Below are 23,592 nucleotides of genomic sequence, written 5' to 3' on the forward strand. Positions count from 1 at the left end.
ATATAGTTTTGATAAGCTTAAAACGCTTATCGTAAAATACATAAAAAAATTACGATAATGGGAAAGCGTAGATTAGGATTTCTTGAAATCTGGAATTTAAGTTTCGGATATCTAGGAGTTCAAATGGGTTTCGCCTTGCAAAACGCAAATGCGAGCCGTATTCTAAGTTCATTTGGTGCCGACGTGCACGAATTGTCTTGGTTTTGGATTGTTGCACCGTTAATGGGATTGATTGTTCAGCCTATTATTGGTCATTATTCAGATAATACTTGGTCTAAGTTTGGACGAAGAAAACCATACTTTTTAGTAGGAGCTTTATTGGCTTCTTTCGGATTAATCTTAATGCCACAAGCAGGTGCATTTACGGCATTGATGCCTGCATTATGGATGGGTGCTGGATTCTTGATGATAATGGATGCTTCATTCAATATTGCCATGGAACCGATGCGTGCATTTGTAGCAGATATGTTGCCTTCGGATCAACGTACATTAGGATATTCAATTCAAACTGTAATTATTGGTTTAGGAGCTGTTGTGGGTTCGTGGTTACCTTATATTTTGAGCAACTGGTTTGGTGTTTCAAGTGTTGCAGCGGAAGGAGAAGTTCCGTTTCACTTAATTTTATCATTCATTATTGGAGCAATTGCAATTATTGTAACCGTTTTAATTACCATTTTTACAACAAAAGAATATTCGCCAGAAGAATTAGACGCTTTCGAAAAAGCAGAAGGTAGAGAACCAATTGTTGAAGAAAAAGCAAGCTTAACACAGATTTTTACCGATTTTGGAAATATGCCAAAAACGATGAAACAATTAGGTTTAGTTCAGTTTTTTACTTGGTTTGCATTATTCGGTATGTGGGTATTCGCTACGCCAGCTATTGCTCATCATGTTTATGGTTTACCATTGAGTGATACACATTCAGAAACATATCAAAAAGCAGGAGACTGGGTTGGAATTATCTTCGGAGTTTACAACGGTATTTCTGCAATTTTCGCTTTCTTTTTACCTGCAATCGCACTAAAATTTGGTCGAAAAACGACACACGCAATTTCATTAGTTTGTGGAGGATTAGGATTAATTTCAATCTATTTTATTCACGATCCAAAATTATTAATCCTTTCCATGGTCGGAGTAGGAATCGCTTGGGCAAGTATCTTATCGATGCCTTATGCAATTTTAGCGGGAGCAATTCCAGCGAAAAAAATGGGTGTTTACATGGGAATTTTCAATTTCTTCATTTGTATGCCTCAAATCGTCAACGCATTGTTAGGCGGTCCAATTGTAAAATATTTATATCACGATAATCCAATCTACGCCATTGTTACCAGTGGTGTTGCGCTAATTATTGCAGCACTTTTTGTAACGCGCGTAAAAGATGTGGATGAACCAATCAAAGCATAATCATTTTGAAAACTAAAGCATTTATTTTTGATTTAGATGGTGTCATCGTCGACACTGCAAAGTACCATTATTTAGCATGGAAAAAATTAGCGAATAATCTAAACATCGATTTTACGCACGAACACAACGAATTGTTGAAAGGTGTTTCTCGTGTGCGATCATTAGAAATTATTCTTGGATTGGGAAATGTTGAAGCTTCTGATGAGCAGAAAAACGAATGGTTAGTTCAGAAGAACAAAGAATATTTAGAATACATCGATAAGATGGATGATTCTGAAATTTTACCAGGCGTTATGAAAGTTTTAAACTTTCTAAAAGAAAACAATCAACCAATCATTTTGGGATCGGCTTCTAAAAATGCGCGTCCAATTTTGGAGAAAGTTAATATTCTAAATTATTTCGATGATATCGTGGACGGAAACGATGTTTCTAATGCAAAACCAGATCCAGAAGTTTTTATCGTTGGAGCGAAAAAAGCGAATCAAACGAATGAAAATTCAATTGTATTTGAAGATTCTGTTGCAGGAATTGAAGCAGCAAATGTTGCAGGAATGACAAGCATCGGAATTGGAGAATCTTCGGTTTTGAATGAAGCAAAATACAACTTTAATAATTTTACTGAAATCTCAACAGATTTCTTGGTCGAATTAATCAATCAATAATTATACAAACTACATACAACAAACAAAATGAATCAAGATTATATCATCCCGAATGCGTGGTCAATTATCGAAGAAGGGTTTGAAAAAGATCGTGTAAAATCGTCTGAAAGTTTATTTTCTATCGGAAATGGAGCAATGGGACAACGTGCTAATTTCGAAGAATTTTATTCGGGCGATACATTTCAAGGAAGCTATATTGCCGGTGTTTATTATCCTGACAAAACAAAAGTGGGATGGTGGAAAAACGGTTATCCAGAGTATTTTGCAAAAGTATTAAATGCGCCAGTTTGGATTGGAATTGACATCGAAATTAACGGTGAAAAATTTGATTTAAACACTTGTAAAGAAGTTAAAAATTTCCGTCGCGAATTGAACATGAAAGAAGGTTTATTGGATCGTTCATTTATGGCAATTTTACCTTCCGGATTAGAAATTGAGGTTTTTGTTCGACGTTTTCTTTCTGCTGATTTAGATGAATTAGGAGCAATTAAATATGATATTAAACCAATCAATGGTGATGCAAAAATTGTCTTTAAACCTTATGTTGATGCAGCTGTAAAGAATGAAGATGCGAATTGGGAAGAGATTTTCTGGGAACCAATTTCTTCTGAAATTAAAGGTGAGCAAGGTTTCGTTCAAGCGCGTACGTTCAAAACTCATTTTGAAGTGGTAACATTTATGCAGAATAAAATCTTAGTAAATGGAAGTTATCAACAAATCGCGCCAACAAATGCTGTTAATACTGAAACGAAAGTAGAATTTACATACGAAGTTGAGGTAAAAGCGAATGATACAACAACAATTGAGAAATTTGGAGGTTATGTAGTTTCGACAAATCATCCTAAAAATGAATTAATTAACGCTGCCGAAAATGTATTGTCTCAAGCAAATGAACAAGGTTATGAACAATTGTTAATAAACCAAAAAGAAGCTTGGGCAAAGATTTGGGAAATGGCTGATATCACGATAGAAGGTGATACGAAAGCGCAACAAGGTATTCGTTTTAATATTTTTCAATTAAATCAAACGTATTCAGGAAAAGATGCTCGTTTGAATATCGGTCCAAAAGGTTTTACAGGAGAGAAATACGGAGGTTCTACATATTGGGATACAGAAGCATATTGTTTGCCATTTTATATGGTAACAAAAAATCAAGAAGTTGCGCGAAACTTGTTAATGTACCGTTTTAATCAATTGGATAAAGCAATTGAAAATGGAGAAAAATTAGGTTTCAATAAAGGTGCAGCTTTGTATCCGATGGTTACGATGAATGGTGAAGAATGCCACAACGAGTGGGAAATTACATTCGAGGAAATTCACCGTAATGGAGCGATTGCTTTTGCGATTTACAACTATGTTCGTTTTACGGGAGATCAAACCTACATTCCAGAAGCTGGTTTAGAGGTTTTATTAGGAATTGCGCGTTTTTGGAAACAGCGTGTAAACTGGTCAAACGACAAAAAACAATACGTGATGTTAGGTGTTACGGGACCTAACGAATACGAAAATAACGTCAACAACAATTTCCATTCTAATTATTGTGCACAATGGTGTATGAATTATTTGTTGGAACAAGTTGAAAATGTCAAAACAAATTATCCAGAAGATTTTGCACGTATTGCAGCTAAAACAAATATTACTGATGCAGAATTAGCAGAGATGAAAGAAGTTGCGGCGAATATTTATTTTCCTTTCAGCGAAGAATTAGGAATTTATTTACAGCAAGATGGTTTCTTGGATAAAGATTTAACACCTGTTTCTGAATTATCAAAAGAAGAACGTCCAATTAACCAAAAATGGTCGTGGGACAGAATTTTACGTTCGGCTTACATCAAACAAGCAGATGTTTTACAATCGTTCTATTATTTTGAAGATCAATTTTCGAAAGAACAATTAGAAAAACATTTTGATTTCTACGAACCATTAACGGTTCACGAATCATCTTTATCGCCTTGTGTTCACTCTATTCAAGCGGCAACGTTGGGGAGAATGGAACAAGCGTATACATTTTATTTGAGAACTTCTCGTTTGGATTTAGACGATTATAACAAAGAAGTTCACGAAGGATTACACATCACATCTATGGCAGGAACTTGGATGTCGATTGTAGAAGGATTTGGAGGAATGCGTGTGAAAAACGATCAATTGTATTTTGAGCCACGTTTACCAGAACAATGGGAAGGATTTACATTCAAAGTGAATTTCCGTCATCAAATCCTAAAAGTTATCGTAAATAAAGGAGAAACAACTTTTGAATTGGAAGGAACAGAACCGTTAGAGGTTTATGTTTTTGACCAGAAAGTAGTTGTTCAGCCTTCGATTTAATAAAGGGAATCTAATACCTTGAAGGCTTCGGTTTTCAGGGTATTTTTATTTAAAGTAGAAAGTTTTAAGTTATAATTTCACGTCACTTCGAGTGAATTTTTGAAATGAAAATGAAGAAAATTTGTATCGAGAAGTAAGATGTGAATATTCGTCTAATTTCTCGATACAATTCTTATCAGAATCACTCGAAATGACGAATAAAAGAATTATCCTGAATTCATTTCAGGATCGCATGAAGTAGAGAATGAGAAGCTGAAACAAATTCAGCTCGGCAGAGAATTAAAAAGATTCTTTGATAAAATCAGAATGATAATTTCATTAATGTAGTAAAGTAAATGTCATTCCGACGAATGGAGGAATCTAAAAAAAACAAAACACATGAAAAAAATACTATTATTATCATCTTTCCTATCAACATTTGCGTTTGCTCAAATCCAAAAAGTTGAGCCAATGTTTTGGTGGAAAGGAATGAAAAATCCAGAAGTTCAAATTTTGGTTTATGGGAAAGATATTAGTAAATACAATATTGAATTATCGGATAATGTAAAAATTCAAAATTTACAGAAAACTGAAAATCCAAATTATGTTTTTGTAACGATTAATACGAATGAAGTAAACAAATCATCATTCAAAATTAACATCAAAAACAAAAATAAAATTGTTGATTCGTATACATACGAGTTAAAAGATCGTCAACCAAATTCTGCAAATCGTTCATCTTTTACGTCAAAAGATATGGTGTATTTGATTATGCCAGATCGTTTTGCGAATGGTGATGAAAGCAATGATTCGAAGAAAGAGTTAACAGATAAAGCCAATCGTTCTATCCCAGATGGCCGTCATGGTGGGGATTTGCGAGGAATTATTAACAATTTAGATTATTTACAAAATCTTGGCGCAACAGCGGTTTGGTTAACACCTGTTAATGAAGATAATGAAAAACAACATTCCTATCACGGTTATGCACAAACTGATTTGTATAAGATTGATGGACGTTACGGAAGCAATGAAGATTATCGCGAATTATCACAGAAATTAAATCAACGTGGAATGATGTTGATTCAAGATTATGTGACAAATCATTGGGGAATTTCGCATTGGATGATTCAAGATTTGCCTTCGCAAGATTGGATTCACAAATTTCCTGGAGGAAAAGATGGTTTCCGTCGTTCCAATTATCGTACAACAACCCAATTTGATAAAAACGCGGCAGAAGTAGACAAAAAAGAAGCGTTGAATGGTTGGTTTGATTATACAATGCCAGATATGAATCAATCAAATCCGTTGGTGCTAAATTATCTGACGCAAAATGCAATTTGGTGGATAGAATATGCAGAATTAGGCGGAATGCGTGTCGATACATATCCATATAATGACAAAGAAGGAATGGCAAAATGGGTAAAAGCAATTACGACAGAATATCCAAATTTCAATGTAGTTGGAGAGGCTTGGATGTATTCGGCAGCACATATTTCGTATTGGCAAAAAGATTCTAAAATTGCTAAAATCGATAATTATAATTCGTATTTACCTTCGGTAATGGATTTTCCATTGTTTTCAGAATTGCCAAAAGCAATCAAGGAAGAGGAATCGTGGGACAAAGGAATGATTAAATTGTACAATTCATTTACCAATGATTTCTTGTATCCGAATGTCAACAATATGTTTGTGTTTATGGAAAATCATGATACAGAGCGTTGGAATGAAGTGATGAATGGTGATGTGAATGATTATAAACTTGGTTTGTCATTAATCTCTACTGTCCGTGGAATTCCGCAAGTATATTACGGTTCTGAAATCGGAATGCGAGGAGATAAAAGTAAAGGTGATGCAGCAATTCGACAAGATTTTCCTGGAGGTTGGAAGTCAGATAAACAGTCGGCTTTTACAAATGAAGGAAGAACTGCGGAGCAAAAAACGTTTCATGATTTTACAGCAAAACTTTTCAATTGGCGCAAAAATAAAGAAGTTATTCATTCAGGGAAAACAAAACATTACATGCCACAGAGTAATGTTTATGTGTATTTCAGATACAATGATAACGAATCTGTAATGGTTATTTTGAATGCAAATCCAGAAAAACAAACGTTCAAATTAGATCGTTTTGCAGAATCATTAAACGGATTTACTTCTGGAAAAGATATTATTTCGGACAAATTTTTACCAATCAATATAAATGGAGAAATCACAATTGATGGTAAATCTTCGATGATTATTGAACTTGGAAAGTAGTACGTTTAAGTTCTAATTTCACGTCACTTCGAGTGAATTTTCGAAATGTAATGGAGAAAATTTGTATCGAGAAGTAAGATGTGAATATTCGAAATGTAATGGAGAAAATTTGTATCGAGAAGTAAGATGTGAATATTCGAAATGTAATGGAGAAAATTTGTATCGAGAAGTAAGATGTGAATATTCGTCTAATTTCTCGATACAATTCTTATCAGAATCACTCGAAATGACGAATAAACAAGGTCATCCTGAACTCGTTTCAGGATCGCATAAAGTAGACGATGAGAAGCTGAAACAAGTTCAGCTTGACAAGAAATTTATTGCTTTAAGCATTAGGCGTAAAGCATAAAACAGACAATAAAACAAAAACAAGAAATATGAAAAACTTTAAGTTTATACTGGGGTTAGGAATCGCGATGATGAATATGGTTTATGGACAAGAGTTGAAATCACCAAATGGAAATTTTGTGATGGATTTTTCGTTGTCTAAAGACGGAAAACCTACTTATCAGTTAAAGTACAAAGGTAAAGATGTTATAAAACCAAGTCATTTAGGTTTTGAGTTTAAAACAAAACACAAAGAAATGGATTTTGCAGTGCAAGATCGCGTAGAAGATGAAAAGGCAAAAGATATTGCAAACTTTTTATCAGGGTTTAAAATCATCGATACTAAAACGTCAACATTCGACGAAACTTGGAAACCAGTTTGGGGAGAAGTAGATAAAATCAGAAATAATTTTAACGAATTAGCTGTTACGGTTTCTCAACCAAATACAGATCGTCAAATGATTATTCGTTTTCGTTTGTTCAACGAAGGTTTAGGTTTCCGTTATGAATTTCCAGAACAAAAGAATTTAAAATATTTTGTGATCAAAGAAGAACATTCTCAGTTTGCAATGGCGGGAGATCACACTGCTTTTTGGATTCCTGGTGATTATGATACGCAAGAATACGATTACACAGAATCTAAATTATCAGAAATTAGAGGATTATTTGATAAAGCTTATATTGGAAATGCATCTCAACAAGCCTTCTCTAAAACAGGTGTACAAACAGCTTTGATGATGAAAGCAACAAATGGACTTTATATCAATTTACACGAAGCTGCGTTGATTAATTATCCTGCAATGAGTTTAAATTTAGATGATAAAACATTAACGTTTGAATCTTGGTTAACTCCAGATGCTTTGGGTGATAAAGGTTATTTACAGGCACCTTTCAATACGCCTTGGCGTACAATTATTGCGAGTGATGATGCACGAGAAGTTGCTTTCAAAGGGCCGCAATTGGTTTATAATTTGAATGAACCTTCAAAAATTAAAGACACTTCTTGGATCAAACCTGTAAAATACGTTGGTGTTTGGTGGGAAATGATTACAGGAAAAAGTTCTTGGGCATATACAGATGATTTCCCGACGGTGCAATTAGGTGTAACCGATTATAAAAATGCGAAACCAAACGGTAAGCATGGAGCAAATAATGAACATGTAAAAGAGTACATTGATTTTGCTGCAGAAAACGGATTTGACGCTGTTTTAGTTGAAGGTTGGAACGAAGGTTGGGAAGATTGGTTCGGTAATCACAAAGATTATGTGTTCGATTTTGTAACGCCTTATCCAGATTTTGATGTAAAAATGTTAAACGCTTACGCAAAATCAAAAGGTGTAAAAATTATGATGCATCACGAAACGTCTGGATCAATTCGTAATTATGAAAGACATTTGGATAAAGCCTATAAATTCATGAATGATAACGGTTATACATCTGTAAAAAGTGGATATGTAGGTGATATCGTTCCTCGTGGAGATTATCATTACAGCCAAAATACGATTAATCATTATCAATATGCAATCGAAAAAGCGGCTGAATATAAAATTATGGTTAATGCTCACGAAGCGGTTCGTCCTACAGGAGTTGCGCGTACATGGCCAAATTTAATCGGTAATGAATCTGCGCGTGGAACAGAATACCAAGCTTTTGGAGGTTCTAAACCAAATCACGTAACAGTTTTACCTTTCACGCGTCTTTTAGGTGGACCAATGGATTATACGCCTGGTATTTTCGAAATGGATGTGGAGAAATTAAATCCAAACAACCATTCGCACGTTAATTCTACGATTGCAAATCAGTTGGCTTTATATGTGACAATGTATTCGCCTTTGCAAATGGCTGCTGATATTATTGAGCATTACAAACAATTTTCTGATGCATTTCAATTTATCAAAGATGTGCCTGTAGATTGGCAAGATTCTAACTATTTAGAAGCTGAACCAGGAAGATATTTAACAATTGCACGTAAAGACAAAAACTCGAATAATTGGTTTGTTGGAAATGTAAATGGTGAAACGCCTCGTTCAACGAAAATCAAGTTAGATTTCTTAGATAAAGGGAAAAAATACGAAGCGAAAATCTATGCTGATGCAAAAGATGCGCATTACAAAACAAATCCTCAAGCCTATAAAATCGAAACAAAAAAGGTTGATTCAAAATCTGTTTTAGATTTAACATCTCAAGCTGGTGGAGGTTTTGCAATTAGTATCAAAGAGATTAAATAAAGTCATCTTGACAAGAAATTAAAAAAGCTTCTTCGATAATTTCAGAATGACAATAAAGTAAATGTCATTCCGACGAATGGAGGAATCTAAAAGTAATATGTTCTACGTTATAAGTTGGGTAAAAAAACTTTAAACGTAGAACTTAAAGCGTACAACATAATTATGAAAAAAATATTTTTCACGTTAGGAATAGCTTCATTGTTTTTAAGCTCTTGCTCAAAAACAACAACACAAGCTACGCAGACAAATCATTCAGAAAAACAACCATTTGTTTGGAATGGTGCAAATATTTATTTTTTGTTGACTGATCGTTTCGAGAATGGAGATAAAAAGAATGATATCAATTACGGAAGAACTGCCGAAACTGCTAAATTAAGAGGTTTTGAAGGTGGAGATTTTTGTGGAGTAATCAATAAAATAGAAGATAATTATTTTTCAGATTTAGGAGTTAATGCGATTTGGATGACACCAATTGTGGAGCAAATTCACGGTTTTGTAGACGAAGGACAAGGAAAAACATATGGATTTCACGGTTATTGGACAAAAGATTGGACGTCGATTGATAAAAACTGGGGAACTGAAAAAGAGTTGCAAGAATTGGTTGATAAAGCGCATGCGAAAGGTATTCGTATTATGTTGGATGCGGTGATTAATCACACAGGTCCATTCACAAATTCGGACGGTGTTTTTCCAGCTGATTGGGTTCGTGTTTCTCCACAATGTACCTATGAGTCTTACAAAACGACGATAGAATGTACGTTGGTGAAAAATCTTCCAGACATTTTAACGGAATCTGAAAATGATGTAATGTTGCCACCGCAATTGTTAGCAAAATGGTCAAAAGAAGGTCGTTTGGATAAAGAAGTTGCTGAGTTGAATGTTTTTTTCGCGAAATATAATCTTCCAAAAGCACCGAAATATTACATTATGAAATGGCTTTCAGATTATATTCGTAAGTACGGAATTGATGGTTATCGTGTCGATACGGTGAAACATACTGAAGAAAATGTTTGGAAGAAATTCGAGGAAATTTGTCAAGATGCGTTTACTGAATATAAAGCGAATAATCCTACAAAAGTATTGGATCAAAACAAGTTTTTCTTGTTAGGAGAAGTTTATGGATATTCAATTAATGATGGTCAACAATATAATTTTCCTGATAAAACGGTTAATTATTTCGAGAATGGATTTGATGCATTAATCAATTTTGATTTGCGTTCAACTCAAAAAGAATCTAATCAAACGGTTTTTGATCGATACAATGATATTCTTCAAAACAAGATGAAAGGAAAGTCTGTGATGAGCTACATTACATCGCACGATGATGGTTCGCCTTTTGATAAAGATCGTCAAAATCCTTGGGATGCAGGAACTCGATTGTTGTTGGCGCCAGGGATTTCGCAAATTTATTATGGAGACGAAACGGCTCGTCCGTTAGAGGTTGAAGGTGTTGATGGAGATGCAAATCTTCGTTCGAATATGAATTGGGAAGATATTAAACCAAATTCAGAAACGGAATCATTATTGAATCATTACCAAAAATTAGGACAATTTAGACGAAGTCATCCAGCAGTTGGAGCAGGAAATCAAACAGATTTGCAAAATTCTCCGTATATTTTTACAAGAAAATATAAGACAGACGAAGTGGTGATTGGTTTGGAAATGCCAATTGGTAAAAACACAATTAATGTAAGTTCTGTTTGGAAAGATGGTACGAAAGTTCGCGATGCTTATTCAGGTTTTTCTGGAAAAGTTGTGAACGGAAATTTAGAATTGAATACAACTTTTGATATTGTATTATTGGAAAAAGTGAATTAATTTTTTGAGAAGTAATAGAAGAAAAATGATAAAAAAAATAGTTGGTTTAACCTTGATGACAATTTTGTTTTTGACAAGTTGTGAAAGCAAAAAGGAAACAAAGTCAGAAGACGTTAAAAAAGAAAGGAAAGAACAAAGTATTTTGCCTTTTACGGCTGATATGGCAGAAACTTCTGTGATTTATGAAGTGAATGTTCGTCAATTTTCACCAGAAGGAACTTTTGCTGCGGTAACAAAAGAGATCTCGAATATCAAGAAATTAGGGGTTAAAATCCTTTGGATTATGCCTATTTATCCAATTGGAGAAGAAAACCGAAAAGAAGGTTTAGGTTCGTATTATTCGATCAAAGATTATAGAGGAATCAATCCAGAATTTGGAACTGCCGAAGATTTTAAGAAATTGGTCGATGAAGCGCACAAAAACGGAATCTATGTGATTTTGGATTGGGTTGCGAATCACACGGCTTGGGATCATCCTTGGGTAAAACAACATCCCGATTGGTACGAACAAGATAAGAACGGGAAAATGCATTCTCCTTACGATTGGTCGGATGTTGTGGCGTTAAATTTCGATAACAAAGAAATGCGCAAACAGATGATTGCTGATATGAAATATTGGTTAGATGATTTCAAAATTGATGGTTTCCGTTGTGATATGGCGCACGAAGTTCCGACAGATTTTTGGAATGAAGCAAAACCACAATTGGCAAATGGTCGCGAAATTTTTATGTTAGGTGAAACAGAGAAGCCTGATTTGTTAGCAAATAATGCATTCGATGCCGCTTATGGTTGGGAAATTCATCATATCATGAATGATATTGCAAAAGGTAAGAAAAACGTTTCTGCGATTGATGCGTACATGGATTCGATTCCGAAAAAATGGCAAGCCGATGATTATAAATTATTGTTCACATCAAATCATGACGAAAATTCTTGGGCTGGAACTGAATATGAAAGAATGGGTGATGCAGTCGAAACATTTGCTGCATTAACATATACTTTACCAGGAATTCCGTTGATTTATAATGGACAAGAAGAAGATTTTAATCGTCGTTTAAAATTCTTTGTTAAAGATTCTATTGATCGTAATCCAACTTCAAAAATGCGTGGCGTTTATGAAAAGTTAGGAGAACTGAAAATCACAAATGAAGCATTTAATGGAGCGAAAAAAGCGGCTTCTTACGAACGTTTGAAAACATCTGATGATAAATCTATCTTAGCGTTTAAGCGTCAAAAAAATACGACAGAAGCTTATTTTATTGCAAATTTTACGAAAACAAATAAAGAAATTACAGTTCCAATTAATGGGGTGTACAAAAATTTTATGAATAACGAAGATGTCACATTTGATGCAACAACAAAACTGAAATTAAAACCTTGGGAGTACCTGATTTTAGTTCAGAAGAAAAAATAAATTCTTAAAAGCTGGTTAAATTTTTAATCAGCTTTTTTTATGGTATAATGCTTGTTGATAAACGTTTAAAATCTAAATCATGAGAAAAATAGTTTTATCAACAGCCGCCATTTTAAGCTTAGTTTTATCTTCGTGCGAATCGAAGAACAACGTAAGTACAGAAGTAGAAACAAGTAAAACAGAAGTTGCAGAGCAGCCAATTGTTTCGGAAAACGATATTGCAAATAAGCCAGAATCATCTACATCAGCTAATTCTTATATGGTTTTGCAAGATAATGGTCAACAAAAAACGGTAAATATTGACCCGAATGAAACCGTTATTTCAGCAAATAATTTGCCTGTTAATGCACAAAATTTTGTTTCGAAAAACTTTGGTAATATGGAGTTCGTGAATGCGATAAAAGAAGTTGAACGCAATATCACAACATATAATATTCAATTGAAAGACGGAACAAAAATAGAATTTACAGATAATGGAGATTGGAAGGAGGTGAAAAATGGTCTAGGAAAAGCGATTCCGATTAAATTTTTTCCAGATAATATTCAAAAATATCTTCAAACTAAATATCCTAAAATTGATGCGAAATCAATTGAAATGGATACAAAAGATAAAGAAATAAAAGTTGAATTATTACAAAATAATGTTGATTTGAAATTTGATCTGAATGGTAATTTTATCAAAATTGATTAATCACATACATCAAAAACCTTATCAATAGATGAGGTTTTTTTTATTTCTGATTTTTAAAATTTTACAATAACCTTCACATCAACTTTTCGCAATTTTCAATATATTTATAGTAGAAAAAATCAACCAAAATGGATAAAAAATATTTGAGATCGCTAATTTTTAGACATCTCGATGGTTTGGTAACGGCTCCTGTATTGAGCGCTTTGGCTAAAAAAGGAGCTTTGCATTACATTGTCGAGCACAAAACTATACAGTTAGAAGAATTGACAAAAGAATTTCAGGCAAACGAAGGTTATCTAAATGTTGCTTTGCGTGTATTGGCTTCGCAGAATATGTTAGAATATTCGGTGGACAATGTGAAAGATAATGTCGAAATTCAAACCAATAAATATTCGGATCGCGCATTTACTAATATTGATATTTACCATGATTTAGCTGTTTTTTTGGCAGAAAATGAGGTAATCAATCAACATGATTTTTCGGATGAGTTTTGTAAAAAATGGATCAAATTATTTGATAAATATAAAACTTATTTGATGACTGCTGATGACGAAGAGTTTCTTGAAAAACCTTTGCATTATCAAATTACCAAACATATCGAAGGCGTTTTAGTTGGACCAATTATTGTGCGAATGGGAATGAGCGGTTTGTTTCATAAATACTTTATGGAAGCCTCTTTCAATCCAGATGAATTTCACAAAAATCCACAAACTTTCGAAAAAATATTGGAAAGATTAACCGAATTAGGTTGGTTTACTAAACACGAAAAAAACTATAAATTCACCGAAATAGGATTGTTTTTTGCGCGTCGTGCAACATCGTATGGTGTTACAGTTTCTTATTTACCAATGTTTGCAAAGTTGAATGATTTACTTTTCGGTTCGCCAACAAAATTGCGTGAAATTACCGATGGTGAAGATGAGCAACATGTGAATCGCGAAATGAATGTTTGGGGTAGTGGAGGAGCTCATTCCACTTATTTCAAAGTGATAGATGAGTTTATTGTTGATATTTTCAATCGTCCGATAGAAGAGCAACCGAAAGGGATTTTGGATATGGGATGTGGAAATGGAGCGCTTTTGCAACATTTGTATGATGTGATAGAACGTCAAACCTTACGCGGAAAACATCTAGACGAATACCCACTTTTCTTGGTTGGTGCAGATTATAATCAAGCAGCATTGAAAGTGACGCGTGCCAATTTAATTAAAAATGATATTTGGGCAAAAGTGATTTGGGGCGATATTGGCGATCCAGATCGTTTGGCAACGGATTTGAAAAATGATTATTCGATTGAGTTGAGTGATTTATTAAATATCCGAACATTTTTAGATCATAATCGAATTTGGGAAGATGTAAAAGATGTCAAAACAAATCGAATTAGTGCTTCTACAGGAGCTTTTTCGTTTAGAGGAAAACGATTATCAAACAATGATGTGGAACAAAACTTATTGAATCATCTTAAAAAATGGGCGCCTTACGTAGATAAATTTGGTCTGTTGTTGATCGAATTACATACGATTTCTCCAGATTTAACGGCGAAGAATTTAGGAAATACGCCTGCAACAGCGTATGATGCGACGCATGGATTCTCGGATCAATATATTGTGGAAGTAGATGTTTTTCATCGTATTTGTCAAGAAACTGGTTTGGTTCCAGATAAAACATTATTCAAAAAATATCCAAACAACGAATTGGCAACTGTTAGTATTAATCTTTTGAAACGATAATATTTAAAAAATATATTAAATCAAAAAAAAGCTCAGCAATTGCTGAGCTTTCTTGGTTAGTCTTGTATCAATAATTAGTTTAGGGTTATTTTTGCTTGACTAATCTTAAATCCATTTTCGTAAACATTGAACGTGTAAACTCCTTTTTGGAATTCCTCGTTTTCCCAATCAAACGTAATATTTTTTGTTTGTCCGTTTGTGTAATTAAAGTTGATTGCATCAGAGAAATTAACTGTATCTCCAGATCTCAATTCAATTTGTCCACCTTGTGCATTTCCATATCTTCCTAAAGTTCCATCAGGATTATAGATAGCAACATATAATTTTTTCTCTCCAGATTCTGTTCTCGAATTACGATCTACATCAAAAGAAACACGAATTTTATCAATACGTTTTGCACGTGTTTTTTCAACCTCTTTTCCGCTATTTCTTACACGAATTCCTTTGATTTGTTGATTAGAAACAGATAAAGTTGAACTTAATTCATTAATCTTTCCTTTCGAAATTGCATTGTCTTTTTGACGAATACTTTTTTCTGTTTCGTAGTTATATGTTAACTCTTTATTGTTTTCTCTTAAATTGTTGTTGTCTGTTGTTAAAGCAGAATTTTTATTATTTAATTCGTCAACACTACGTACAAGAATTGCATTTTCTTTTTGTAAACGCGCAACTTCAGATTTGTAATTTTTTACACTTCCTTCTAAATCGTTGATCATTTTACGAGCACGATTCATTTCTTCTGCAGTAGGATTGTCTTTATCTAGAATTTCTTGAATATCTTGATTCTTTAACTGAATCATATTTTCTTTATCGCCCAATAAATTGTTACGATCTTCAATACGAGCTTTATATTGTGTATAGTCGTTTAAAATCGAATCATATTGTTTACGAATTTGATCTTTTTGACCCGTTTCGTTTTTAAGGATTTGAGAATTTAAAGATTCATTTTTTTCAAGATTCCCTATTTGGTTTGCTTGATAAATATTATATCCTACACTTCCTGCTAATAAGATTCCGACTAATGCCAAAGGAACTACTAAACCGTTTTTTCCTTTGTTTGTTGGTTGATTGTTTTCTTCTAATCCTTGCATATGAATTATTATTTAAGGTTAATTGTTTTTTTATTGTTTCTAGTGTTAAGAAATTATGATGCCAAAAACTTAGGATGATGTTAAAATGAGGGTTTTTTAACAAATTTTTTCACATTTTAGACCGAAAATGAATAATCATGCAGAATTTTATTCTAAATAAATCATAAAAAAAGCTCCAGAATAATCTGAAGCTTATTTTAATTAATATGAATTGTATTTACTTTTTATCAAAAGTTCCTGTGTAAACAGAAGTCAATTTATCCAAAGAAATGTACTTTTTGAAAACCTCGTTTACTTGGTTTACATTCAATGCATCTACCTTTTTCTCTAAATTATCAAATTCATCAAACGTAATTCCGTTCAATAAATAACCATTCGATAAACCTAATAAAGTTCCGTCAGTTCCCAAAGAAGTCGTACGACCGTTTTTCCAACTTACAATATTTGTTTTCAATTCGTCCGCTGTGAAACCATCTTTCAATGCTTTTGAAACTTCTTCTTTCAATGCTTTTTCAACCGCTTCACGTTTTGTTGGATTCAAGAATGCATAATATCCCCAAGAAGAAACGTCGTTTTTAGGATCGCTTGGAATCGAAACATAAGAACCTGCGCCGTAGCTGATTCCTTCTTTTTCTCTTAATCGCATTGGAATACGAGCAGATAAAAATCCTCCACTTCCAATCATTTCATTTGCCATAACCATTGCGGCGTAATCAGCACTTTCACGATTCATTTTGAAGTTAATTGACCCAACTGCTGCTGCATTTTCTTTATCTGGAATGTTATAAAGTTTATCCTCTTTCTTCGTTGCTGTAAAAGTTGGATATGCTTTTTCGTACTTCGATTTGCTGTTCCATTTACCAAAAGTATCGTTCAATAACTTTTCAACTTTCGCTTTGTCATTTGTTCCAACAATAGAAACCACGCCATTTTGCGCACCTAAAATATTTTTATAAAAATCAACTAAATCAGCTTGTTTGATTTTCTTCAAATCATCTTTCGTTTCAGCAAAAGAAGCTGTGTAGAAAATAGAAGATTTAGGATAATTAGATGTTAAACGACTAATTTCGTTGAAGGCTAATGCTTGCGGATCGTTTGTGTTTGCATCTAAATATGTTACATATTCGTTCACAGATTTTACTAATTCAGCTTCTGGGAAAGTAGGTTCTGTAATTATTTGACGCACAATATCCATAGTTTTGTCTAATGAATTTTTGTACGTATTAATTGTTACAGATAAATTTTGTCCTCCAAATCTAAATCCAACCGAAGATTTTAAAGCATCTAATTGATCTTTGATTTGTTCTTTTGTTAGATTCTTCGTTCCAGACATTAACAATTCAGCCGTTAATTGACCAATCATTCCTTTATTTGCCAAATCTTTTTCATTCGAAACAGGTAAATTAAACGAAAGAATTACTTTTTCACCTTTAATTTCTTTATCGATGATTCCATATTTCAGACCATTGTTCAATTTTCCTTCTGCATAATGAGCTTTCAAATTTTTGATCGAAGCTTCAAATGGTTTTGCTTCTTTTTCAACTGCACGACCTTTGTAGTTTGAAACTAATTCTGTGATTTGTTTATTCGTTAATTCAGTCGGTTTTACACGAATTTCATCTTTCGTCGGAATAAAAGTTCCAACTGTTCTATTATTCGCTCTAAAATATTTTTCAGCAACACGTTTTACATCTTCTTTGGTTACTTTTTCAATATTATCACGGTACAAGAAACCTAAACGATAATCACCAGCACCAACAATTTCAGTTAAACCAATGGCATAATTAATTGTATTATTTTTCTGGTTTTCGATGTTTTTCACAATACTTGTTTTCGCACGCTGCACATCTTGATCAGTATAATTAATTGTAGCAACTTTGTCTAATTCTGCACGAATATCATTTTTCGTTTGCTCGATATTTTTCTCTTTTGGAATTTCAGTTCCAATATAGAAGAAACTCGCATCGCGAACTTCTGGACTATACGCCCAAATAGAAGCAATTTTGTGTGTGTCAACCAAAGATTTATACAAATATCCCGAAGGATCTGAAGTCAAAATATTATTTAAAACATCAATCGCTGCATAATCTTTATCGCTATATGCTGCAACGTGATACATTACACCAACCGACTGCGAATCTCCTGCACGTTTTACTTCAACAAATTTTTCACCATCTTGCGCTGGTTCAACTGTTAAAATTTCATCTAAAACACGCGTTGGTTTTGGAATCGAAGCAAAATACTGATTCACATATTCCATCGTTTTTTTCTCGTCAAATTTTCCAGCAATAATTAAAGTTGCATTATCTGGTTGATAATATTTTTCGTAGAATTTGCGCAATTGTGGTGTTTTTACACGCTCAATATCTTCTTTAGATCCAATGGTAGATTTTCCGTAATTGTGCCATAAATAGCCAGCAGAAATAACACGTTCCATTAAAACACTTGACGGGTCATTTTCACCAATTTCAAATTCATTACGCACAACCGAAAATTCTTTGTCCAAATCTTCTTGTTTAATGGTTGCATTAATCATTCGATCAGCTTCCATTTCCAAACTCCAACGTAAATTTTCATCGCTTGATGGGAAAACTTCGTAATAATTTGTACGATCATAATATGTCGTTCCATTTGCGCGTCCACCTTTGTCAGATAACATTTTCTTGATATCGCCTAAATTTTTTGTTGATTTAAACAACATATGTTCTAACAAATGCGCCATTCCTTTTTCGCCGTAACCTTCGTGTTTAGAACCAACATTGTAAACAATATTTACGACAACATTACTTTGTGATTGATCAGGAACCAATAAAACTTGTAATCCATTTGGTAGTTTGTACTCCTTAATTCCTTCTACTTGCGTCACAAAAGTTGCGCTTCCAGATTTCGTTTGAGCCATTAAGTATGGTGAATTTGCAAAGGCAAAAACCAGACATATACTCAGTAAAGTTTTTTTCATGTATTTATTTTTATAGTTATTAATTGGATGATACAATTCTATAATCTATTCGTTAGACGCAAATTGTATGGTGTAAGTTACAAATCTTTTGTTAAATTTGTGATGCAACAAACAAAAGAAATGGAAACAAAAGAGGTAAATAAAATTACTTTCGAAGAGTTTAAAAGTCAAATCATTAATGATTACAAGACGGCTTTTATGTCTCGCGAAGTAAGTCTTTTAGGGAGAAGAGAAGTACTTACTGGGAAAGCAAAATTTGGAATTTTTGGTGATGGAAAAGAATTACCACAAATTGCAATGGCAAAAGTATTCAAAAATGGAGATTTCCGTTCTGGATACTACCGCGATCAAACATTTATGTTCGCAATTGGTCAATTAACTGTTGAACAATTTTTTGCACAATTATATGCTTTAACAGATTTAGAGAAAGAACCTTCATCTGGAGGTCGTCAAATGACATCTCACTTCGGAACACGTTCTTTAAATGAAGACGGTTCTTGGAAAAAATTAACAGAACAAAAAAATTCGAGTGCTGATATTTCGCCAACAGCTGGTCAAATGCCACGTTTGTTAGGTTTAGCACAAGCTTCAAAATATTTTAGAAATGTTCCTCAATCAGACGAAGATCAACAATTTTCTGTAAACGGAAATGAAATTGCTTTCGGAACAATTGGAGATGCAAGTACTTCTGAAGGTCATTTTTGGGAAACTATAAATGCAGGTGGAGTTTTGCAAGTGCCAATGGTTGTTTCTATTTGGGACGATGGTTACGGAATTTCTGTACCAGCTAAATTTCAACGTACAAAATCGAATCTTTCTGAATTATTATCAGGTTTCGGAAGAACGGAAGAGGAAAGAGGTTACGAAATTATTACTGTAAAAGCGTGGGATTATCCTGCTTTGATTGAAGCGTATACACGTGCAGAGAGATTTGCGCGTGAGCATCACATTCCGTGTATTGTACACGTGCAAGAATGTACGCAACCGCAAGGTCACTCGACTTCTGGTTCGCACGAGCGTTACAAATCAGAGGAGCGTTTGACTTGGGAAAAAGAATTTGATGGAATCACAAAATTCCGTGAATATATTTTAGCATTTGCAGATCATTCGGAAGCAATTATTTCTGCGGAAGAGTTGGATCAATTAGAAGCTGATGTTAAAGCTGAAGTTAAAGCTTCTCAAAAACAATGTTGGGACGATTATTTGAATCCAATTTTGGATTTGAAAAATGAAGCGTTAGAATTATTGACTAAAGTTGCTTCAGAAAGTGCAAACGGAGCTTTTATCAATATTGAAATTAGTAATCTAAAATCAAAGAAAAGCCCTTTTAAACGTGATGTTTATGGAGCTGTTCGTAAAGTTATTCGTTTAACTCGTTCAGAAAATTTAACTTCTAAAACTGAATTAATTTCTTGGTTAGATGTTAAAATGAAACGCGAAGAAGAAATTTATTCGACTAAATTAGTTTCTGGTACTGCAACTCAAGTTCCACAAGTAAAACCTGAGTTTGGAGAAAATCCAGCGTTAGAAGATGGTCGTGTAATTGTTCGTGATAACTTTGATAAAATTTTCGAAAAATATCCAAAGGCATTAGTTTTTGGTGAAGATGCGGGAAATATTGGTGATGTAAACCAAGGTTTAGAAGGTCTTCAAGCAAAATATGGAATCGATCGTATTTCGGATACAGGAATTCGCGAAGCAACAATTCTTGGTCAAGGAATTGGTTTGGCTATGCGTGGTTTACGTCCAATTGCAGAAATTCAATATTTAGATTATATCCTTTATTGTTTACAAGGAATTTCTGATGATTTGGCAACTGTACTTTATCGTTCGAACGGAGGTCAAAAAGCGCCTGTGATTATCAGAACGCGTGGTCACCGTTTAGAAGGTGTTTGGCATTCAGGTTCGCCAATGGGAGGAATTTTGAATTTGGTTCGTGGCGTGAATGTTTTAGTTCCACGTGATTTAACAAAAGCCGCAGGTTTTTACAATACATTGATGCAAGCAGATGAGCCTGCAATTGTTGTAGAAAGTTTGAACGGTTATCGTTTGAAAGAGCCTGCACCAACTAATATTGGTGAATTTACAACGCCAATTGGTGAAGTAGAAATAACGAAAGAAGGAAAAGATGTAACGTTGTTAACATATGGTTCTACTTGGAGAATTGTGATGGATGCAGCGAAAGAATTGGAGCAATTAGGTATTTCTGTTGAAGTAATTGATGCTCAATCTTTATTACCTTTCGATATCAATGCAGATGTTGCAAAAAGTTTGAACAAAACGAATCGTTTAGTTATTGTTGACGAAGATGTTCCAGGAGGAGCAAGTGCATTCTTGTTACAAGAAATTATCGAGAAACAAGGTGGATATTTTACATTAGATAGTGCACCATTAACGATTACAGCGAAAGCTCACCGTCCTGCGTATGCGACTGATGGAGATTATTTCTCAAAACCTTCTGTTGATGATATTACAGAACAAGTTTATGAATTAATGCGCGAAGCAAAACCAAATGAGTTTCCTGCTTTGTACTAAATAAAATAGAAAAATTTTCTAAAAAGTCCTGTTTTTTTTTAAAACAGGACTTTTTTTTGTTATGACATTTTTTGTTCTTAAAAAATGATGTAATATTGAATATTAATAACTTAAATCAATTTACTTATGAACAAAATTTTAAACTTTACCTTTTTTATGGTGTTTTTTTCTGTGATTCATGCGCAGATTACTATTAACGAAACTTTCGAAACATCAGCTCTTCCATCAGGATGGTCATATACACCATCGAGTACAGGTTGGATAAATTCTAACGTCAGCCCATTAAATGGTAGTAGATCGCTTAGAAAATCAATTTCAGCAACTACGGTAGCTCCTAATCCAGTAGTAGAATTTATAACAAAAAATGATACCAGATCTAATGGAAAAGAAATTTCTATTTCGGTAAAAACAAGGGCTTTTAAATTTTCTGATCGTGTAATAAATGGAGAGGTACAATTCTTATATTCTGTAGATAATGGAGTGACTTGGGTAGAATTAGGAGAGGCAATCAAATATAATGAAGCATTTGATCCAAATATAGATAATTCTAATCAAGGTATTATCTCATCTCAATTTAAAATACCAAATGGAGTAGTTCCAGAAGGTTCAAATTTTAAATTTAAAGCAAAAGCATCTGTTGCTTTATTAGAGAATGGAGTCCCAAATAATTTATACATGTATTTTGATGACTTTGTGATAGCTCAATCTACGGAGACTTTACCTTCTTGTGTAACACATCTTTCGCCAACAGATAATGGCATCAATATTGGGGTAGATCAAAATTTAACATGGTCACCAGCTGAAGGAGCAGAAGGTTATCACATTTATTTGGGAGAACAAACAGGTAATTATTCTATTTTGAATGGAATTGATTTAGGGAATGTAACAGTATATAAATTAGGTAGTAATTTAAAGTCTAATACATCATATTTTCTGAAAATAATTCCTTACAATACAATAGGAAGTGCTGAAAATTGTAACGAAATAACATTCAAGACTAAAACAACACCTGTTAATGATGAAATAACAGGAGCAATTACACTAACACCATCAAATAGCTTATTCTGCGATGGAGGAGTCAGAGGAACATTTAAAAATGCATCAAAATCGATAGAAGAGTTAGGATGTAACACATCCGCTAATAATAAGGACGATGTATGGTATAAATTTGTTGCAAAATCTAAAAGACATATCATTAATTTATCTTCTACAGAAGGAAGTGTAAACGATTTATATTTTACATTATATGAAGGAGATTCAAATAAATTGATCACAAAAGATTGTATTGATGAAGAGCGAGCAATCTTAGATGATTTGATTGTAGGAAATACCTATTACATCAGATTATTTACTTATTCGAATAATCTTACAGATTCAGAATTTGATATTTGTCTTTCTACAGCGGGGTCAACTCCAGAAAATGATGAGAAATCGACAGCGATATTATTAGATAATTTTACTTTTGATAAAACTTTTGATACATCAGGATATACAAAAAGATCAAATGTAGTGATTGATGATTTAATAGGAACTTGTTCGATGTATGCTGATATTAATTTGGAAGGGATAAATTTATCAACATCAAATTATTCAGATAATGGTGTATGGTTTAAATTTAATGGAAATGGAAGTAATTTTTCTGTTCGTTCAATAACTGATCAATTTTGGGATGCAAGAATAGATGTTTATAGAACATTGACTGAACAAGAAAAACAAGCAAATCCAACTTTTTCAGATGCATTAACTTGTGTAGGAACAAAAGGAGCGCCAGTAACAGATTTTACACACACGGTCAACATAGAAAATTCTAAAAAAGAGGTTACTTACTATGTTAATATTTCTAATTTTACAAGTGCAACAAAAACTCCTACAGGAGTTGTTCAATTAATTGTTGCAACAGATCATTTAGGATTATCAGAAAATAATAAATCAGGATTAACAATTTATCCAAATCCAGTAACAGATAAAGTGTTGATAAATTCTAATACAAAAATTGATCAAGTAAGAGTTTATTCTTTACAAGGAAAAGAATTGATGAAAACATCAAAATCTGAGATTAATTTAAATCATCTGGTAAAAGGGGTTTATATTATTCAAATACAAACGATAGATGGTAAAATAACTGAACAAAAAATAATTAAAAAATAATTTTTAAAATTATAAAGCGTACGCTCTT

At 33.3% G+C, this 23,592-nt stretch carries 14 protein-coding genes; 12 read left to right on the forward strand and 2 right to left on the reverse strand.

Features of this window, described 5'->3' with window-relative positions:
* The first annotated feature begins 57 nt into the window (after nt 1-57).
* The 10 genes from FH779_RS01405 to FH779_RS01450 all read left to right on the forward strand — a co-directional run bounded on the left by FH779_RS01405 (nt 58) and on the right by FH779_RS01450 (nt 14,831).
* Nucleotides 58-1,404 (forward strand): MFS transporter, encoded by a 1,347-nt coding sequence (locus FH779_RS01405; protein WP_180905798.1) that lies wholly within the window; start codon nt 58-60, stop codon nt 1,402-1,404.
* A 5-nt stretch (nt 1,405-1,409) separates the two neighbouring features.
* Nucleotides 1,410-2,066: a beta-phosphoglucomutase gene (gene pgmB, locus FH779_RS01410; protein WP_180905799.1), complete on the forward strand. Its 657-nt coding sequence runs from the start codon at nt 1,410-1,412 to the stop codon at nt 2,064-2,066.
* A gap of 27 nt (nt 2,067-2,093) precedes the next feature.
* A complete protein-coding gene (locus FH779_RS01415; protein ID WP_180905800.1) occupies nt 2,094-4,391 on the forward strand; it encodes a glycoside hydrolase family 65 protein in 2,298 nt (765 codons plus the stop codon).
* 378 nt (nt 4,392-4,769) lie between these two features.
* Nucleotides 4,770-6,623, forward strand: coding sequence for a glycoside hydrolase family 13 protein (locus tag FH779_RS01420; RefSeq protein WP_180905801.1), 1,854 nt, complete (start codon nt 4,770-4,772; stop codon nt 6,621-6,623).
* Between the two features lie 61 nt (nt 6,624-6,684).
* Nucleotides 6,685-6,972 carry a hypothetical protein gene (locus tag FH779_RS01425; RefSeq protein ID WP_180905802.1) on the forward strand — a complete coding sequence of 96 codons (288 nt, stop codon included), beginning with the start codon at nt 6,685-6,687 and terminating at the stop codon, nt 6,970-6,972.
* 28 nt (nt 6,973-7,000) lie between these two features.
* Complete coding sequence (locus FH779_RS01430; RefSeq protein ID WP_180905803.1) at nt 7,001-9,178, forward strand: glycoside hydrolase family 97 protein; 2,178 nt, start codon at nt 7,001-7,003, stop codon at nt 9,176-9,178.
* Between the two features lie 162 nt (nt 9,179-9,340).
* Nucleotides 9,341-10,996, forward strand: coding sequence for an alpha-amylase family glycosyl hydrolase (locus FH779_RS01435; RefSeq protein ID WP_180905804.1), 1,656 nt, complete (start codon nt 9,341-9,343; stop codon nt 10,994-10,996).
* Nucleotides 10,997-11,021: 25 nt separating this feature from the next.
* The gene (locus tag FH779_RS01440) at nt 11,022-12,410 is read left to right on the forward strand and encodes an alpha-amylase family glycosyl hydrolase (protein WP_180905805.1); all 1,389 of its coding nucleotides are present in this window, start codon (nt 11,022-11,024) and stop codon (nt 12,408-12,410) included.
* Nucleotides 12,411-12,489: 79 nt separating this feature from the next.
* Nucleotides 12,490-13,101 carry a PepSY-like domain-containing protein gene (locus FH779_RS01445; protein WP_180905806.1) on the forward strand — a complete coding sequence of 204 codons (612 nt, stop codon included), beginning with the start codon at nt 12,490-12,492 and terminating at the stop codon, nt 13,099-13,101.
* A 128-nt stretch (nt 13,102-13,229) separates the two neighbouring features.
* Nucleotides 13,230-14,831, forward strand: a complete 1,602-nt coding sequence (locus FH779_RS01450; protein ID WP_180905807.1) for a class I SAM-dependent methyltransferase — start codon at nt 13,230-13,232, stop codon at nt 14,829-14,831.
* A 74-nt stretch (nt 14,832-14,905) separates the two neighbouring features.
* On the opposite strand, the gene FH779_RS01455 is transcribed toward FH779_RS01450, so the two are convergent.
* Nucleotides 14,906-15,922 (reverse strand): coiled-coil domain-containing protein, encoded by a 1,017-nt coding sequence (locus tag FH779_RS01455; RefSeq protein WP_180905808.1) that lies wholly within the window; start codon nt 15,920-15,922, stop codon nt 14,906-14,908.
* 217 nt (nt 15,923-16,139) lie between these two features.
* Nucleotides 16,140-18,881: a M16 family metallopeptidase gene (locus FH779_RS01460; protein WP_180905809.1), complete on the reverse strand. Its 2,742-nt coding sequence runs from the start codon at nt 18,879-18,881 to the stop codon at nt 16,140-16,142.
* 120 nt (nt 18,882-19,001) lie between these two features.
* Here FH779_RS01460 and FH779_RS01465 point away from each other — a divergent pair, with 120 nt between their 5' ends.
* A complete protein-coding gene (locus FH779_RS01465; protein WP_244958001.1) occupies nt 19,002-21,416 on the forward strand; it encodes an alpha-ketoacid dehydrogenase subunit alpha/beta in 2,415 nt (804 codons plus the stop codon).
* A gap of 126 nt (nt 21,417-21,542) precedes the next feature.
* Entirely contained in the window at nt 21,543-23,564 is a 2,022-nt protein-coding gene (locus tag FH779_RS01470; protein WP_180905811.1) for a T9SS type A sorting domain-containing protein, read from the forward strand.
* The last annotated feature ends 28 nt before the right edge of the window (nt 23,565-23,592 follow it).

It is taken from the genome of Empedobacter falsenii (assembly GCF_013488205.1).
GTDB lineage: Bacteria > Bacteroidota > Bacteroidia > Flavobacteriales > Weeksellaceae > Empedobacter > Empedobacter falsenii_C.

Bases quoted from the DNA above. Each gene is read 5' to 3' on its own strand.
- FH779_RS01405 (WP_180905798.1), top strand. From the start codon at position 58: ATGGGAAAGCGTAGATTAGGATTTCTTGAAATCTGGAATTTAAGTTTC.
- FH779_RS01415 (WP_180905800.1), top strand. From the start codon at position 2,094: ATGAATCAAGATTATATCATCCCGAATGCGTGGTCAATTATCGAAGAA.
- FH779_RS01420 (WP_180905801.1), top strand. From the start codon at position 4,770: ATGAAAAAAATACTATTATTATCATCTTTCCTATCAACATTTGCGTTT.
- FH779_RS01430 (WP_180905803.1), top strand. From the start codon at position 7,001: ATGAAAAACTTTAAGTTTATACTGGGGTTAGGAATCGCGATGATGAAT.
- FH779_RS01435 (WP_180905804.1), top strand. From the start codon at position 9,341: ATGAAAAAAATATTTTTCACGTTAGGAATAGCTTCATTGTTTTTAAGC.
- FH779_RS01440 (WP_180905805.1), top strand. From the start codon at position 11,022: ATGATAAAAAAAATAGTTGGTTTAACCTTGATGACAATTTTGTTTTTG.
- FH779_RS01445 (WP_180905806.1), top strand. From the start codon at position 12,490: ATGAGAAAAATAGTTTTATCAACAGCCGCCATTTTAAGCTTAGTTTTA.
- FH779_RS01450 (WP_180905807.1), top strand. From the start codon at position 13,230: ATGGATAAAAAATATTTGAGATCGCTAATTTTTAGACATCTCGATGGT.
- FH779_RS01455 (WP_180905808.1), bottom strand. From the start codon at position 15,922: ATGCAAGGATTAGAAGAAAACAATCAACCAACAAACAAAGGAAAAAAC.
- FH779_RS01460 (WP_180905809.1), bottom strand. From the start codon at position 18,881: ATGAAAAAAACTTTACTGAGTATATGTCTGGTTTTTGCCTTTGCAAAT.
- FH779_RS01465 (WP_244958001.1), top strand. From the start codon at position 19,002: ATGGAAACAAAAGAGGTAAATAAAATTACTTTCGAAGAGTTTAAAAGT.
- FH779_RS01470 (WP_180905811.1), top strand. From the start codon at position 21,543: ATGAACAAAATTTTAAACTTTACCTTTTTTATGGTGTTTTTTTCTGTG.